Below are 15,425 nucleotides of genomic sequence, written 5' to 3'. Positions count from 1 at the left end.
GCGGAAAGCGCCGGTGGGAGAACATGTCAGGAGTCCTCATGACCAAGTCCAACACCGAGTACGGGATCGTCGTCGGCATCGATGGCTCTCCCGAGGCACATGCCGCGGTCCGGTGGGCCGCCGACGAGGCATTGCTGCGCCGCGAACCCGTCACGTTGATGCACGTGGTCGCGCCCATCGTGGTGACCTGGCCGATCGACAACGTCGAGTACAGCTACGCGCAGTGGCAGGAGGACAACGCCCGGTACCAGATCGAACAGGCGCAGAAGACGTTACAGGCCTCCGTCGGGGACGCCGCCGCGCCGCCGGTGCGTGCGCTGCTGCGCCATGACGGCATCGTCACCGAGTTGGCGGCCGCCTCGGCGAAGGCGACCTTGGTGGTCGTCGGCAGCCGTGGACTCGGCCCCATCGGCGGGGTTCTGCTGGGCTCGGCGAGCCGGAACCTGTTGCATCACGCGAAGTGTCCGGTGGTCATCACCAAAGCCGACGCGATGAAGTCACCGGAACGCACCGCCCCCGTCCTGTTGGGTGTCGACGGCACGCCCGCCTCCGAGGCCGCCACCGCGTTCGCGTTCGACGAGGCCTCCCGCCGTGGCGTCGACCTGGTGGCGCTGCACGCCTGGAGCGACGTCGGCGTGTTCCCGATCCTGGGCATGGACTGGCACAAGTACGAGCAGGAGGGCCACGAGATCCTCGGCGAGCGGCTGGCGGGCTGGCAGGAGCGCTATCCCGACGTCCACGTGCAACGCCGCATCGTGTGCGACCGCCCGGCGCGCTGGCTCGTCGACGAGTCGCGGAAGGCCCAGTTGGTGGTCGTCGGCAGCCGTGGCCGCGGCGGCGTCCCGGGTATGCTGCTGGGCTCGGTGAGCACCGCGGTGGCCGAATCCGCCTCTGCGCCTGCGGTTGTGGTGCCGAGCTGACCTCAGCCGGCGGCCGCGGCGAGGGTGTCCACCGCTGATTCGATACCGCGCGCGAGCTGATCGACGTCCGAGGCGGCGTCGAAATCCCCGAGGATCCCGAAGACCAGTTCGTTGGCGTAACTGAGGATCGCCACGCCGGTGCGCAAGCGCATCGCGATGGGAGGGACCGGCAGCACGCGGATCACACGACGCCCCATGATGGTCATCCTCTCGCGGGGGCCGGGCACGTTCGTCGCCACGGTGACGATGCCGCGTTGAGGCAGCCGGGTCAGCGCCCGCACGGCCCACGCCGTCACCGGGAACGGCACCAGATTGGACATCGCGACGAAGATGCCGCCCGCCTCACGCTGCCCGCTGCTCTTGGCCCGGGCCAGCCGGCGGTGCACGGCCTGCAACTGCTCGACCGGGTCCTCCTTGTCGGCGGGCAGACTGGGCAACATCAGCGACACCCGATTGTCGGTGCGGTCCACCGCGTCGTTCGACCGGATCGACACCGGGACCAGGGTGCGCAGCGACGTGCGCTTGGGTGTCTCGCCTCTGCGCTCCAGCGCCGCGCGGTAGCTGCTGGTGATCGCGGCGAGCGCGACGTCGTTGATCGTCACGTCGAATGAATCACAGACCCGGGCAACGTCTTCCAGCTTCACCACCGCGGCACTGAAGCGGCGCATGGCCGAGACGGGGCCGTTGAGCGACGACGTCTGCGCCGGACGCAGGATGCCGCTGGTGACCTGCAGTGCCCCGCCGACCGCGAGCGCCGACACGCGTGTGGCCGCGGTCGCCGCCCGCCACATGCCGCCGGCCCAGCGCACCGGATTGAGCCCCAACCCCGCCACGGAGAACGCGGTGTCCGCCGATTGCCGGGCGGCACGGATCTCCGTGTCGTAACTCGGCGCCTCGCTGCTGTCACCGAGCCGGGAGAACAGGTGCATCGTGGCGATGCCGTCGGCGATGCAGTGGTGGATCTTGATCAGCACCGCCCACCGGTCCTCGTCGAGACCCTCGATGACCCAGCATTCCCACAGCGGGCGGTCACGGTCGAGGCGGCGCCCCATCACCTCGCCGACGAACCCGTGCAGGGCCGCATCGTCGCCCGGACTGTGCAGCGCCGCGCGGTGCACGTGGTGGGACAGGTCGAAATCGGGGTCGTCCTCCCACTCCGGCGGGCCGAGGTCGAGCAGATGTGTGCGCAACACCTGCCGAAAGCGCGGGATGTCGACAACCCGGTCGCCGACTCCGGCCATGAGCGTGTCGATGTCGGGCATCGGCCCCTCGAGGATCGACAGGCCACCGACGGCCAGGCTGACATGGCGGTCCGAGTCCTCGGCTTCCAGAAAACCGGCGTCCAGGTTCGTCAGATGCTCCACCCCCTCACTGTCCGGCGGGGTCACCGGGGGCGGAAGGGGCCGATGTCCCTTGCCGCCGGGACCAACCGCCCTACTGCGGTGCAGCGCCGCGCCGGACGATCGCTCCCATGACTGATGCACCGCGGGTACTGGTTGCCTACGGCTCCAAGCGGGGCGGCACCGAGGGACTGGCCGAGATGATCGGCGAAGCGCTGACCGCCGCCGGATGTGATGCCGTGCTGGTGCCGGCCGCCGAGCCCGCCGACCTCACGGGGGTGGACGCGGTGATCGTCGCCGGGTCGCTGTACGCGAACCGGTGGAACCGACAGGCCCGGCGCTTCGTGCGCAGGCACGCCGAGGCGCTGCGCGAGCTGCCGGTCTGGCTGGTGTGCAGCGGTCCGCTCGACGACTCCGCCGCGCAACACGACCTGCCGCCCACCGCCCAGGTCGCCGACATCGCGGACTCGGTGCATGCACAGGGCACCAAGACCTTCGGCGGCCGACTGCTTCCCGACGCCACCGGCTTCCCCGCGCATGCGATGGCCAAGACCCGCGCGGGTGACTGGCGTGACCACGTTGCGATCACCGCGTGGGTGGGCGATGTCGTCGCCCACCTGCAACCCGCCTGAGTCCCGGGGGCAACGGGGTCCTCACACCGGCGCGCAATACCGTTGATGCGCTTGCGCGATCGACTCCTCGAGCGGACGGGTGGTGTCGAGCCGATGGGCCTGCGGCCAGTCCCCGTGGGCATCGCTGAGGGCGGCCGCGATCTCCGGCGTGGCATCCGACACCGACGGCCCCCGCTCAGCGACCCGGCGCGCCGCCGCCTCGACCGGGGTGCCACAGATGAATTCGACCATCTCCGATACGGTTTCGTGGGCGACATCGCGCGCGCGCTGCCGGTGCGCCGCATCTCGCCAGGTGCCGTCCAGGATCACCGGCCAACCCTGCGCCAGTAGTTCGCGGGTGCGGCGCAGCACCTCGTCGTACACCGCGGCGACCTGGTCGGGGGCATACAGTCCGGCGTTCAGCGTGCCGGCCGCACCGCTGAGCCGTCCGGCATCCTGCAGGTGCCTGCGTACCTCATCGGTGGACACGACGCGCGCACCGGTACGGTTCGCGAGCCCCCGCGCGACGGTCGACTTCCCGGTCCCGGGTCCGCCGCCGATCATGACGAGGCGCACCGCGCCCGAGCGGAGATGGCCCACGGCGATCCCGAGGTGCCGCTGCGCGTCCACCGCCGCGTCGGCGTGGCCCTGAGTGACCCGCACGCAATCCACCTTGGCCCGCACCACGGCCCGGTAGGCGACACAGAAGTCGGCCAGCGAGCGCGGAGCCGGGTCGTCGGCCTCGGTGCGATAGGCGTCGAGGAACGACACGGCGAGGTCGGGCCGGCCGCAGAACTCCAGATCCATCGCCAGGAACGCAGCGTCGTCGACCCCGTCGACGTACCGCAACCGGTCGTCGAATTCCAGGCAGTCCAGCAGGACAGGGCCGTCGGGCAGACAGAAGATGTCGTCGGCCAGCAGATCGCCGTGGCCGTCGACGATGCGTCGCTGTGCGATCCGCTGGGCGAACAGAGCTGTCCGTCCCTTGAGGAATCGGTCTGCGCGCGTGGCGATCTCGTCGACGGAACCAGATGCGACGACGAAGCCGGCGTGCTTGCGCAACTCGCCCAGGTTCTCCTCCCACCGCGCGGCCGTGGCGGCGGGGCTCGCCTGCGCGTCGATGGCGGGCCCCCGCGCGGCGCCGCGGTGGAAGTGCGCCAGCCGGGCGGCGATCCCTGCGAGATCCGCCTCGACGGGCGCTCCGCTGCGAACCAGCGTGGCCAGCCGTGCCGAGTCGGGGTAGCGCCGCATCACCACGACGGGTTCGCGCAACCCGGTCGGGGTCTCGAAGTACCCGATGCCCTCGTAACTGTCGGGGGCGAGCCTGCGGTTGAGCTCGAGCTCGCGGCGGCACACGGCGTCGCGGCTCGCGACCGTGGTGAAGTCGCAGAAGTCGGTGCGCACCGCCTTCTTGGCCTTGTACGCCCGGGCTCCCAGCAGCGTCACGACCCCGGTATGGGTCTCGTGTACCTCCGCACACAGGTTGCCGGGGACGGACCAGGGTTCGGGCACCCGTTGCCCGGCGGCGACGTCGGCCATGGCGTCCACTGTGCCGGAGCCCGCCCCGGCGCGGGCAGAGCCGGAGGGCCCGCCGTTGAGGACCATTGACCCTGGTCGCCCCGCCGGGGCTGGGCAAGAGTTGAGCCAACCGAAACGGAGGGCGCGACATGCGCGACATCGGCGTGGACCACGAGGTGATCAGCGATGCGATATGGCTGGCCTGTCGTGCGCCGTCGTTGTACAACAGCCAGCCGTGGCACTGGGTCGTCGACGCGGCGGGGATCGAGCTCTTCGCCGAGCCCGATCGCGCACCGGTGCGTACCGACACCAGCGGGCGGGAGGTGCTGATCGCCTGCGGCGCTGTCCTCGACCACTTCCGGGTCGCCATGGCCGTCGCGGGGTGGATGACGTACGTCGAGACCTTCCCCAATCCCAACAATCTCGATCATGTCGCGACGATCGGGTGCGATCCGATGGACTTCGTCACCGATGGGCACCGTCAGCGCGCCGACGCCATCCTGCGCAGGCGCACCGATCGGTTGCCGTTCGCCGCGCCGCCGCAGTGGGACGCCGTTCTCGAGCGGTTCGCCGAGGACCAGGGCCGCGACGTGCGCATCGACGCGATCCCACGCCAGGCCCACCGTGAGCTGGCCGACGCCTCGGCCATGACGGTGTCCGCCCGCCTCTACGACTCGTCGTATCACGCCGAGCTTCTCGGGTGGACCACCGATGTGGCGGTCGCCGAGGGGATTCCGGCCAGCTCGTTGCTCACGGCCGCGGAAAGCGAACGCGTGGACATCGGGCGGCGCTTCCCCACCGTCCGGCACCAGGACCGGCGGGGCGAGATCGCCGAAGACCGCGCGGAAGTCGTGATGCTGTCCACCTACGACGACACCCGCCACAGCGTGCTGCGCTGCGGCGAGGTGCTCTCCGCGGTGCTGCTGGACGCGACGATGGCGGGGCTGGCGACCTGCCCGCTGACCCACATCACCGAGGTGCCCGGCAGCCGGGAGATCCTGGCGGAGTTGATCGGACACCGTGGGCACCCGCAAGTCCTCGTCCGCATGGGGGTGGCGCCCGGTGCCGACGACATCGAGCCGCCGACACCGCGTCGTCCGCTCGCCGACGTCCTCGAATTCAGGGTGTGACGCATGGCGACATCGGCGGCCGTCGTCGTCGGTATCGACGGCTCGGACTCGGCCATCGACGCCGCCGTGTGGGCGGTCGACGAGGCCGTGAGCCGCGACATCCCGCTACGGCTGGTGTTCGCTCTGTCTCCGAACGAGTCGGCGCACCAACTGGCCGCTGCGGAGAACGCGGTACGGGCGGCGTGCGCGCGCGTCGACGCCACCGACCGGCCCGTCAAGCTGGAAGCCGAGATCGTTCGCGACCCGGCGGTCCGCGCGCTCGAGGATGCGTCCCGGCAGGCGCAGATGCTGTGCGTCGGCTCGGTCGGCCTCACGCACGGAGGTCTGACCCGGATGGGGTCGACCGCGGCGGCACTGGCGACCTCGGCACAGTGCCCGTTGGCGATCATCCACCCCGCCGGACGCGAACCGGGCTTCGTGGTGGTCGAAGTCGGCGAAGACCCGGCCACGGACGTGGCGCTACGGCGCGGCGTGGAGGAGGCTCTGCTGAGGCGCTGCGCGCTGCGGGTGGTCACCACATGGCCGTCGCGCTACACCGACATCCACGATGCGGGCGCGGTCGCCGACGGGAACCGGCTCGCGCGACGTCGACTCGATCGCCGACTGATCACATGGCGCGTGCGCTTCCCGGGCTTGGACATCCAGGCTGTCGCGGTGCCCGGCAGCTTCGTCAACTATCTCGCCCGCCATGTCCGCTCGATCCGGCTCGTGGTGGTTCCCCATGAGCGCGCCGACGCCATCGCCGAACTGGTCGGCCCGCCCCAGCAGGGCATGCCCGGCGACCTCGGCTTCGATGTGCTGTTGTGCGAACCTCACTGCCGCACCAGCAGCAGCGAGCAGTTGGGGTAGCCCAGAATCGGGTGGCAGTTCGGCATCGTCAGAGTTGGCAGTGCATCCGCGTCGGCCGTCCCCACCACGGCCAGGCCGACGTCGCCGTGACCGTCTGTCTCCCAGCCGAACTGGTGACCTGAACCGGCCGCGACCGTCTCGACGTGGACGTCGGGATAGCGTCGCACCCAGCTGTCGGCGCGCCGGTCGATCTGCCGTACCACGCGCCCCCGGAGCCGGCCCTCGTGCATCGCCAGGTGGACGACGTCGTCGTTACCGACGTCGTCGGACAGCACCACCGAGATCACCCCGTCGGTGTGCGCGGTCCCGTCGGTCCGGCTGCGGATGACCGCCACCGGGCACGCCGAGGCCCGCGCCAAGGCGGTCGCCACGCGCCCGACGACCGGTTCGTCCGCGGCCCGGCGCGGCCTCGCGCCGATACACACCATCGCCGCATGTCGCGACTCCTGGAGCAGGATGTCCTCTGGCCGCCCGATGATCTGGACCCGCTGAGCGCGAACTCTTTCCGTGCTCATCACGGCAGCGTCCTGGGCCGCCAGGAGTGCCGCGTCGGCGGCACCGTCGTCAGGCGCGCCGCCCGAGGCCACCACATGCACGATGCGCAGAGGCAGGTCGCGGTCCACCGCTTCGGCGGCCGCCCATCGGACGGCGTTCAGCGCTGCGCGCGAGCCGTCGACACCGACGACGACGGCGAGTCCCTCGCTGGGCGGCAGGGAGTCGGACACGGCTCAGGCGTTGTTGTTGGTGCGGCCGCCGTTGTCGGCGAGCCCGCCGAGTTCGGTGTCCCAGTCGGCGTAGCGACTTCGATCGAGCCGCATCCGCAGCACCGCCCATCCGGCGACGGCCAGCCCCACCGCCAGCGACCACACCGACATTGCGGCGATCACCGCTTGGACGGCGGCATCGCGGTCGGTCGGGGGTGCGGCCCGGCGGTTGCCGGCCTTGTCGACCCAGATCGTCACGTGGTCGCCGGTTTTCAGCTTGGCGGTGCGCATCTCGTCGGTGCGGCTGGCGCCGTTGAACTGCCACTGGACGGGCGACAGGTACGGGTTGTCATAGGCCTGCGCGGTCGCCCGGCTGTCACGGGTCACGATCGCCTCGATCTGCCGCCGCTCGGCACGCTGGGTGGCGAAGGTGTGGGACAGGTCGTCGTGCACGGCTGTTCCCGCCGCTCCGGCAACGGGCACGGCCAGCAGGGCGATCACCACGATGAACAGGAGGCACGCCGCCTCGACGCGGTCGCTGAGACGCACCAGCGGGTGATGGGCCAGGAGCCGTTTCGTCCAGACGCTGAGACCGAAGGTGTTGGTGTGCATGGTGTCTCCGTATCGCGATCCCGGCTAGTCCAAGGGGTGGCCGTCGAGCCGGGTGACCACCTCACCCAGCGGGCGGCGCGGCGTACTGGGTAGCGGATCGGCGTTGACGGGCGCCCACCCGATCCGCAGCAACATCTGCGCGTGACCCTCCGAACCGAACACGTCCTCCCCCACCGCCGCACGGATGTCGGGGATCTCCAGCGGTCCGGTGATCGGGCAGCTGGCCAGACCCGCCGCGGTGGCGGTCAGCAGCACGAGACTCGTTGCCTCTCCTGCCCGCAGCCGCGACACCCGGTCGTCGGCAACGGTGCCGAGTGCGATGACCGCCGCGTTGTCCTGCGCCGGTTCGGTGTCATCGGGCTGCTTCAGCGCCGCCCCCGCGAAAGACCGGGCGGGGATCACCGCAGCCGGATCCGGGCGGGGCGCACTGCGGGCGGGCACGCCGGCGGTGGACCCGTACCGTCCGCTCCACGTAGCCAGTTCGGCGAGATAACCGGGATCGTTGTTGTGTCGCCACTCGGCATCCATCACGCGGCGCTTGAGCGTGGTCAGTTCATCGAACTGGCGCAACATCACTCCCGCACGTGCCGCCCGCGCGCCCATCATCGCGATGTCGCCCTTCGGTACCGGCCACGAGCTGTAGTTGCGGCGGTCGGTGCGCCGCCGCGGAATCGCCGCGGCCAGTGCGATGTCCATCTCGGCCGGCGGGTATCGGTGCAGTTCGAGGACGGCGAGGTGGTGCGGCTCGGCGGGGTTGGGGAAGCGGTGCACCTTGACCTGCCAGCCCAGCGCGGCCAACGCGATCTGCGCGTGGTTCAGGGACGCACCGCAACTGAGCATCAGGTCGCGGGCATCGGGGTCGGTATGCGGAAGCGCCAGATCGGGATTGGCGTACAGATGGAGGCTGCGCTCACCGACCCGCCAGTCCCACGGCTGGGAGTTGTGCACCGAGGGAGCCCGCACGGCCAGCATCAGGGCTGACCGCAGCGTCTCGGCGTCCGGGAAGTGCGAACTCATCGGTGTCGAAGCCCCCTGGCTGAACATGGATCCGGTTTGTTTCAGGATGTCGTTTCGCCGTCGCCGTGAAGAGGGTCTAAAGACCCGGAACGCTGGTGACTTGCGGGCTCAACCGGCTCAGGACCGTCGGGCCACGATGACCGGGATGCGCGCTGCCTGGGCGACCGTCCAGCTGACCGAGCCGAGGAGCAGGCCGGCGAATCCGCCCCGGCCGTGACTGCCGACGATCAGCAGTTGCGCATGGCGCGATTCCTCGACGAGGTGGTGGGCGGGGTTGTCCTGACCGACGATGCGCCGGACCTTGACGTCGGGATAGCGCTCGCACCAGCCGGCGAGACGTTGGGCGAGTTCCTCATCGGCCTGCTGAGCCAGATCCTCGCGGGGCACGTCGACGTAGAAATCACCGCTGTTCATCCAGGTGTGGATGGCCAACAGGCCCACACCGCGCCGTGATGCCTCGTCGAAGGCGATCGCGGTCGCGAGTTCGCTCGCCGGGGAGCCGTCGATGCCGACGGCCACCGGCGCGTCGTTGCGGTAGAGGACCGGTTCCTCCTCGTGCACGATCGCCACCGGACAGTGCGCGTGGTGGGCCAGTGCCGAACTGGTCGAACCGAGCAGCATTCCCTGCAGCCCGCCCAGGCCGCGACACCCGACGACCATCATCTCGGCGTCCTTGCTCATGTCGATCAGCGCGGGCATCTTGGGCCCGGACAGCACCCGCTGCTCCACACGGACCGGCCGGTGATCAGCCAGCGCTGCGGTGACGACCTCGCGGGTGTCGGCGACGACCTTGGCCGCCTGGCGGTCGAGATCGGCGAGGTAGTCGTCGGTGATCGGCAGGTCCAGCCAGGGCCCGATGTCCTCCGACGGCTGAACGTGCACGATCGCCAGCGGCAGGTGGCGCAGCGCCGCGTCGCGGGCGGCCCATTCCGCGGCCGCGCGCGAGGCGGGTGACCCGTCCACGGCGACGACGATGCCGTAGTGACCGGCCCCTGACTGAGAACTGTGGTGAACCGACGGTGTCGATGTCATCTCTTCCTCCTTGCCCGCGGCGCCGGCGAGATCCGGACCCGATGGCTCCACGCTAGGGATTCCGGCCGGACGGCTCGCGGGGCGTTGGTCACCTGTGGAGGGCCGAAAGTCCCTCACCTCTGCTGAGATTCGGTGCGGTCATCCTGCCGGGGTGACCAGGCCGAAGTGACCGTCGTAGCGGTGGTAGAGGACACCGGCGCGGCCGGCGGCGGCGTCGATGAAGAACAGGAACGGCAATCCCAGCAGGCGCAGCCGCTCGGGGGCGTCCTGCTCGCGAAGGCACGGCGGCGGGTGGGGGCTGACGGTCACGGCGTGGGAGAACGGGGCGAGCTCGTCGGCCACTGAGGGGGCCACCAGCGCCAGCCGATATCCGGAGGGTTCGCTGCGGTAGAGCACCCCGACGACACCGGAGCCCTTCTCGGTGAACAGGTGGAAGTCGTAGTCCAGCAGCTCCATCTCGGCGATCGCATCGTCGATGGTGCAGGGTGTCATGGTGAACGATTTCCGCCGGATGACGCGCCGCTCGGTGGCTCGCGGAAAGTGGTTGAGCCGCTGGGCCGGCCGCGACTCGTGCCGCCAGGACCGCTTGCCGTCGAGCCGGTCTCCCCGACGCACCTCGAAGTGTTCTGCGACGTGTTCGAGCCGGCGCTTCAGGCGCGCCTCGAGCAGATCGATCGCCTCGTGTGCGGTGGCGGCATGCACTTGCGCGCGGACCGGCCGGCCGTTGACATCGAGATTGGCCTGCGCGACAACTGGCGACTCTACCGCGGGATCGTGGTGCCTGCTCAGTTTCACGCGGGCGTAGAGCACCGGACGGTGCGAGAGCCGCCCCAGCTCCCCGATCTTCTTCCGCGCGTAGTCGGCAGCGCCGGGCAGATCACCGCGGGTGGTGACATCGACGTCGATGATCTCGGGGACGTGAACTCCGTTGCTCATACGTCCTTGCTACGTCGCCCGGCGCAGTGCAGTTAGGGCCAAAAGTCACAGCGTGCGTTGGCAATCAGTCCATGCACGGCGCCGGTCAGGACGCGGTCTTGGTCGCCTCGGGAAGGTCTGTGCCCGTCGAGGAGTCGTCGGAGCCGGCGGAGTGAGACGTCGCCGAACCGATCAGATCGGTGGGTGCGGTTGCGTCACCGGCGGGGGTGCCCGCGGTGTCGGCCGGGTCCTCGTCGGCGTGGGCGTCGGAGTCGGCTCCGTCCTCGGCGGAGCCACCGTCGGTGTCGATCGCAGCCTGGTCGTCGGACGTGGTGTCTTCGGCGGGGGTCGTCTGGTCGTCGGATGTGGTCTCGTCGTCGGGAGCGGATTCGTCGGCCGCCGTCCCGGGAGACTCCTCAGTCGCGTCGGCCGTCGGCTCGACGGGCTGCTCCGTCTCGACCGACGGCGTCTGCGCGTCGGCCTGCGGCGCCGGTTCACCGGCAGCCGCGGGAGAGCTGGCCACCAGTGAGCTCAGCTTGCTGGCGGGCGCGGGATCGTTGCGGCTGTATCCGGCGTCGATCGTGGCTTTGAGTTCCGCCTCGCGGGACGCCAGGGAGGGGAACAGTCGCACCAGCGGCAATTTCTCGGTGGGCACCAGATAGTGAGTTGTGTTGCCGCCCTTGGAGTTCACGTCCACGTCGATGTTCTCCGCCGGCACCTTGGACAGGTCGGCGAACATCACGGGCACGTGGACGAAGATCGACCCTGCCACGGCGTTGGCGACGGCGAGAAGGTTCCACCACCGGTCGGGGAAGTCCGCCATCCCGTCGTACTCGCCGGTGACGACGATGATGTCGTACTTGGTCTCCGGTGCGGGCTGATAGGTGTAGTCGAAGCGCGGATCGTATCGGGCCTTGTCGATCAGCGATTGCCGGCTGGAATCGGCGACCACGATGAAGGTGATCTCGTTCTTGTCGGGCGCGTCGGGATCGGCGTCCATCTGGCGCAGGACCTCGTTGACGACGAGGGAGCCGGCGGACAACCCGACCACGGTCACCTTCTCCCCGTTGATCGGTCGACCGTTGGCGTCGGTGCCGAGCCGGCCCAGCGCCGCGTCGATCTGGGCGTTGAGGTTGGTGATGCCGACGTTGATGGACGCACCGAGGGTGAGGTCGTTGCTTCCGGTGTAGGGCGCGGCCTGTGCGGGCCAGTTCACGCTCACCCGAGGCTGACCCTTGAGTGTTCCGCCGAGCAGTTCTGCCATCACGATGTCGCTGAGTGAGGGCGTCGCGATGCCGCCGATCACCAGCGCTGAGCTGCTCGCACCCGCGGAGGTTGCCACTGAGAACGCCATGCCGACCGTTGCCAGGAACGCCCCGCAGGCAACGCCGGCTCTGCGCATTCTCGTTCGCATGAAATCTCCCGGCCGACGCAGTGAATGGGGTTCGCCGAAGATCCGGCAACAGCAGCATAGAAGCCGGTTCCGGATCGCGCTCAGCAAATGCTAATTTCAGGATCGCCACACGTTCGGCAAATCCAATGGACCGCGGTAGCGGCGCCGACATCGATGGGCATCCAGGAAGTCATGCCATCTGATCAGCTCATACCGATTCGCAATTAGCGACAAACGTCAATTGACCGGCATCCCGGCTAAACACTCCTCCGGCTTCGTTCATCTCTTAGCACAAGATCATCGAACGCGGGCGCGGTCCGCCCCGATCGATGTGGTGACATGGGTCGTAGCCGAGAGAGCACCCTTGCCGAATTGACGCATCCGAAGGATGGGAAGGCGATCAGCAAACTAGCCCACCGCATCCGGCGGCGCATACCCACGCCTGCGGGCATGCAACAGGGCCGGCAGCGCCGGTGCTGGTGCGCCGCTCGCCGAGCCCACGCCCGCGGTCGTTCACCTGTCGTTCTCGTGGCGTCAAGCCTCGCGCTATAGGTTGCCGATTTCTCGACCAGGGCAGGAGAACCCGGTGACACCACGATCGGAGCCACTTTCGATCGGCACGGAGCGGCTGCGCGCCGATTACGACGCGACGCCGTACACCCCCGATGCCTTTCCACAGTCGGCTCCGGGCCGACTGGCCACGATCGCCCACGTCTTCGGGCTGCGGACCCCGCATGTCCCCACCGCGCGTGTCTTCGAAATCGGGCTTCCTGTGCCTGGTCGGAGCGGGTTACGTTGTGGCCGTCTGCTTCGCGCGAATGAATCTTCCTTTCTGGGCCTGGTTTTCGCGGATCACCGTCACCGCGTTCGCAGCTGCTTTCAGGGGCCTTGTTGACGGGTGCAGGTTCCGTGGCGATCGCGGCATTCACGGTGGCTGTGATCTGGGTGTGGATCTGGCTTTCAGCTGTCTCGGTGAAGCTCTACCGGCTTGTCGGCTCGACGTGACACGCCGGCCGCGTGTTCACGGTCGCCGCGGACCCTCCCCGTCGACGCCCAGCGCCCGGGCCACCTGCGTGGCGATCTGGCCGGCGAGCCTCGAGATCGGCGGACTACCCGGGGCGTGGACCGCGTTGGAGAGAACCACCACGTATGTGTCCGACGCGGGGTCGATCCACAGCGACGTGCCGGTGAAACCCGTGTGGCCGAAGCTGCCCACACCGAAAACGGCGCCGCGCGGCACCGAATAGCCGGTGTCGATGTCCCAGCCGAGGCCGCGCAGGTTCTGCCCCCGAATGGCCGGATAGCGCGGAGCCAGCAATCGGTCGACGGAAGACGTTGCTGCGAGCGGCCTTTGGCGATCTGCGCGCATGGCATCCACGAGTTGCTGCGGCGAGTGGCCGGGCTGCGCGGGCGCTGTCATCGCTTGCAGAGTCGCCTGCGAGAGCGGGAAGGCGCTCTCCCGGCCGGCGAGCCTGTCGAGAAGGGCCTGCGCGAACAGGCCGACGTCGCGCGCGGTGGAGAACACGCCGGCGTGCCCGGCCACACCGCCCATGCGGCGGGCCGTGGGGTCGTCGACGACCCCGCGCAAGAGCTGCCCGAAGTGCGGATTCGCCGCGGGATCCCGCTCGCTCTCCTCGTCGTGGCGGGTGGGTGCGATGCGCGCCAGCAGGCTCGTGTTGCGCGCCGACGGACCCTGGGTGGGCAGATAGCGGCTGTCGGTCATGCTCAGCGGCGCGAACACATGCCGCTGCACGTAGACGTCCTCCGACTCGCCGGTGACGGTCTCGATCAGCGCGCCGAGCACGAGGAAGTTGATGTCGGAGTACCGGAATCCGATGCCGGGAGCCGATTCCAGCGGCGCCGACAGGGCGCGCCGGAGGCCCTCCGCCTTGTCTGCCCGCGCCAGTCCCCAGCGGTCGTCGAGGTCGACGTCGCCCGGTTCACCCGAGGTGTGGGTGAGAAGCATGCGCAGCGTGACCCGCGCGCGTTGCGGATCATGCGTGGGATTGAAGGCGGGCAGATAGGTCTGCACCGGGGCGTCGAGGCGCACGGCGTCGCGTTCGCAGAGCTGCATGACCGCCGTCGCGGTCGCGAGGACCTTCGTCAGCGACGCCAGGTCGAAGACGGTGTCCTCGGTCATCGGATCGGCGGCCGCCGGTTTTCCGTCAACCCCCGGTTCGCCGGGGAGCGTGCGCACGCCGTACGCCTTCCGGAACACCACCCGGCCGTCGTGGCCGACGAGCACCACGGCACCGGGGAGCCGGCGTGCGGCGATCGCGCCGTCGACGAGCGCGGAGACCGCAGGCATGTCGGCAGTGGGACGGTCGGGTTGCGGGTGTACGGGCACGGTGTGCGGAGTCCGGATGGCCGCCGCGCGGGCCTCCACCCCCGGCGGCGACGGCGCCGCGAGGGTCACCACCGCGGCTCCCAGCACGGCCGCCACCCGCAGCCAAGAGGTGGCGCGGAGGGCGGAGGAACCGGGAGGCACCTCATCGAGGGTGCCAACGGAGACGCGAACGGGCAACAACGCCTACCATCGCCGGGATGACGATCTCGCGGCGGCAGGCTCTGCGATTCGCCGCGGCGACCCCTCTGCTGTTGACCGTGCCCGTCCCGCTCGCCCCGAGCGCGTCGGCCGCATCCTCCCAGCTGATCGACTTCACGGAGCGGTTGGTCGCGCCGGAGCAGATCAAGGCGGCCGGCTACGCGGGGGCGCTGGTGTACGTCTCAGAGGTACGGCCCGGTGCCGACTTCGACTTCAAACCGGTCACCCGGGAGTACGCCGACGCGATGCGCGCGGCCGGTCTGCAGGTGGTCAGCTGCTACCAGTACGGCAAGCCCGGGTGGCCCACGCCATCGGACTTCACCCGCGGGTATGCGGGCGGAGTGGCCGATGCGCAGACCGCCCTACGTCTGCACGGCGCCGCGGGCGGACCCGACACGGCGCCGATCTTCTTCAGTGTCGACGAGGACATCGACTCGCAGACCTGGAAAAGCGTTGCAGTGGAGTGGTTTCGGGGCATCGGGTCGGTGCTGGGTGTCCAACGCACCGGTATCTACGGTCACGCGTTGGCATGCGGATGGGCGATCGGCGACGGGGTGATCGGGTATTCCACGAGCCCGGGTCACCGCTGGGCATGGCAGACCAAGGCGTGGTCACAGGGCGCCCGCGAACCCGCGGCGGTGCTCTACCAGAGCGCGGTCAACACCGCGTCGACGCCGGGTCCGCTGATCGGGGACATCCATGTGGACACCGACGATGTCCTCGCCGCTGACTTCGGGCAGTGGGACCTGACGCGGTAACCGGTGCATGCCCGGTGCGGTGTCGCGCCGACCTCCGGGGATGACTCGGCGCATCTGCTCGCGTTTCCGGGCACGGAACGC

Annotated in this window: 14 protein-coding genes; 5 read left to right on the top strand and 9 right to left on the bottom strand. The window is 69.7% G+C overall.

Going from position 1 to position 15,425, the window contains the following annotated elements:
* The first annotated feature begins 38 nt into the window (after positions 1–38).
* The gene (locus MCHLDSM_RS26805; RefSeq protein ID WP_048472730.1) at positions 39–920 is read left to right on the top strand and encodes a universal stress protein; all 882 of its coding nucleotides are present in this window, start codon (positions 39–41) and stop codon (positions 918–920) included.
* A gap of 2 nt (positions 921–922) precedes the next feature.
* On the opposite strand, the gene MCHLDSM_RS26800 is transcribed toward MCHLDSM_RS26805, so the two are convergent.
* Positions 923–2,284, bottom strand: a complete 1,362-nt coding sequence (locus MCHLDSM_RS26800) for a WS/DGAT/MGAT family O-acyltransferase (protein WP_048472729.1) — start codon at positions 2,282–2,284, stop codon at positions 923–925.
* A gap of 107 nt (positions 2,285–2,391) precedes the next feature.
* Between MCHLDSM_RS26800 and MCHLDSM_RS26795 the strand changes: the two genes are divergently transcribed.
* The gene (locus MCHLDSM_RS26795; RefSeq protein WP_048472728.1) at positions 2,392–2,892 is read left to right on the top strand and encodes a flavodoxin domain-containing protein; all 501 of its coding nucleotides are present in this window, start codon (positions 2,392–2,394) and stop codon (positions 2,890–2,892) included.
* Positions 2,893–2,913: 21 nt separating this feature from the next.
* On the opposite strand, the gene MCHLDSM_RS26790 is transcribed toward MCHLDSM_RS26795, so the two are convergent.
* Positions 2,914–4,410: a bifunctional aminoglycoside phosphotransferase/ATP-binding protein gene (locus MCHLDSM_RS26790; protein ID WP_048473014.1), complete on the bottom strand. Its 1,497-nt coding sequence runs from the start codon at positions 4,408–4,410 to the stop codon at positions 2,914–2,916.
* Between the two features lie 128 nt (positions 4,411–4,538).
* Here MCHLDSM_RS26790 and MCHLDSM_RS26785 point away from each other — a divergent pair, with 128 nt between their 5' ends.
* Together MCHLDSM_RS26785 and MCHLDSM_RS26780 are read left to right on the top strand one after the other, a co-directional pair.
* Positions 4,539–5,519, top strand: a complete 981-nt coding sequence (locus MCHLDSM_RS26785; protein ID WP_048472727.1) for an Acg family FMN-binding oxidoreductase — start codon at positions 4,539–4,541, stop codon at positions 5,517–5,519.
* Between the two features lie 3 nt (positions 5,520–5,522).
* The gene (locus tag MCHLDSM_RS26780) at positions 5,523–6,368 is read left to right on the top strand and encodes a universal stress protein (RefSeq protein WP_048472726.1); all 846 of its coding nucleotides are present in this window, start codon (positions 5,523–5,525) and stop codon (positions 6,366–6,368) included.
* Here the strand turns inward: MCHLDSM_RS26780 and MCHLDSM_RS26775 are convergent.
* From MCHLDSM_RS26775 to MCHLDSM_RS26745, 7 genes are all read right to left on the bottom strand, one after another.
* Positions 6,332–7,093, bottom strand: a complete 762-nt coding sequence (locus MCHLDSM_RS26775) for a universal stress protein (RefSeq protein ID WP_234714201.1) — start codon at positions 7,091–7,093, stop codon at positions 6,332–6,334. The two genes, MCHLDSM_RS26780 and MCHLDSM_RS26775, sit on opposite strands and share 37 nt — an antisense overlap.
* 3 nt (positions 7,094–7,096) lie before the next feature.
* Entirely contained in the window at positions 7,097–7,684 is a 588-nt protein-coding gene (locus tag MCHLDSM_RS26770; RefSeq protein ID WP_048472725.1) for an Rv1733c family protein, read from the bottom strand.
* A gap of 24 nt (positions 7,685–7,708) precedes the next feature.
* A complete protein-coding gene (locus MCHLDSM_RS26765; RefSeq protein WP_048472724.1) occupies positions 7,709–8,701 on the bottom strand; it encodes an Acg family FMN-binding oxidoreductase in 993 nt (330 codons plus the stop codon).
* 117 nt (positions 8,702–8,818) lie between these two features.
* Complete coding sequence (locus tag MCHLDSM_RS26760) at positions 8,819–9,733, bottom strand: universal stress protein (protein WP_048473012.1); 915 nt, start codon at positions 9,731–9,733, stop codon at positions 8,819–8,821.
* A 138-nt stretch (positions 9,734–9,871) separates the two neighbouring features.
* The gene (locus MCHLDSM_RS26755; protein WP_048472723.1) at positions 9,872–10,669 is read right to left on the bottom strand and encodes a ribosome hibernation promotion factor; all 798 of its coding nucleotides are present in this window, start codon (positions 10,667–10,669) and stop codon (positions 9,872–9,874) included.
* 85 nt (positions 10,670–10,754) lie between these two features.
* Positions 10,755–12,062, bottom strand: coding sequence for a PE-PPE domain-containing protein (locus tag MCHLDSM_RS26750; RefSeq protein ID WP_048472722.1), 1,308 nt, complete (start codon positions 12,060–12,062; stop codon positions 10,755–10,757).
* Between the two features lie 1,000 nt (positions 12,063–13,062).
* Complete coding sequence (locus MCHLDSM_RS26745) at positions 13,063–14,529, bottom strand: serine hydrolase domain-containing protein (RefSeq protein WP_234714200.1); 1,467 nt, start codon at positions 14,527–14,529, stop codon at positions 13,063–13,065.
* Positions 14,530–14,585: 56 nt separating this feature from the next.
* Here MCHLDSM_RS26745 and MCHLDSM_RS26740 point away from each other — a divergent pair, with 56 nt between their 5' ends.
* Complete coding sequence (locus tag MCHLDSM_RS26740; RefSeq protein WP_048472721.1) at positions 14,586–15,344, top strand: DUF1906 domain-containing protein; 759 nt, start codon at positions 14,586–14,588, stop codon at positions 15,342–15,344.
* Positions 15,345–15,425 lie beyond the last annotated feature (81 nt).

Origin of the sequence: Mycolicibacterium chlorophenolicum, from assembly GCF_001044235.1 — a bacterium.
Classification (GTDB): domain Bacteria; phylum Actinomycetota; class Actinomycetes; order Mycobacteriales; family Mycobacteriaceae; genus Mycobacterium; species Mycobacterium chlorophenolicum.
This window is presented reverse-complemented; position numbering and strand designations above follow the sequence as displayed.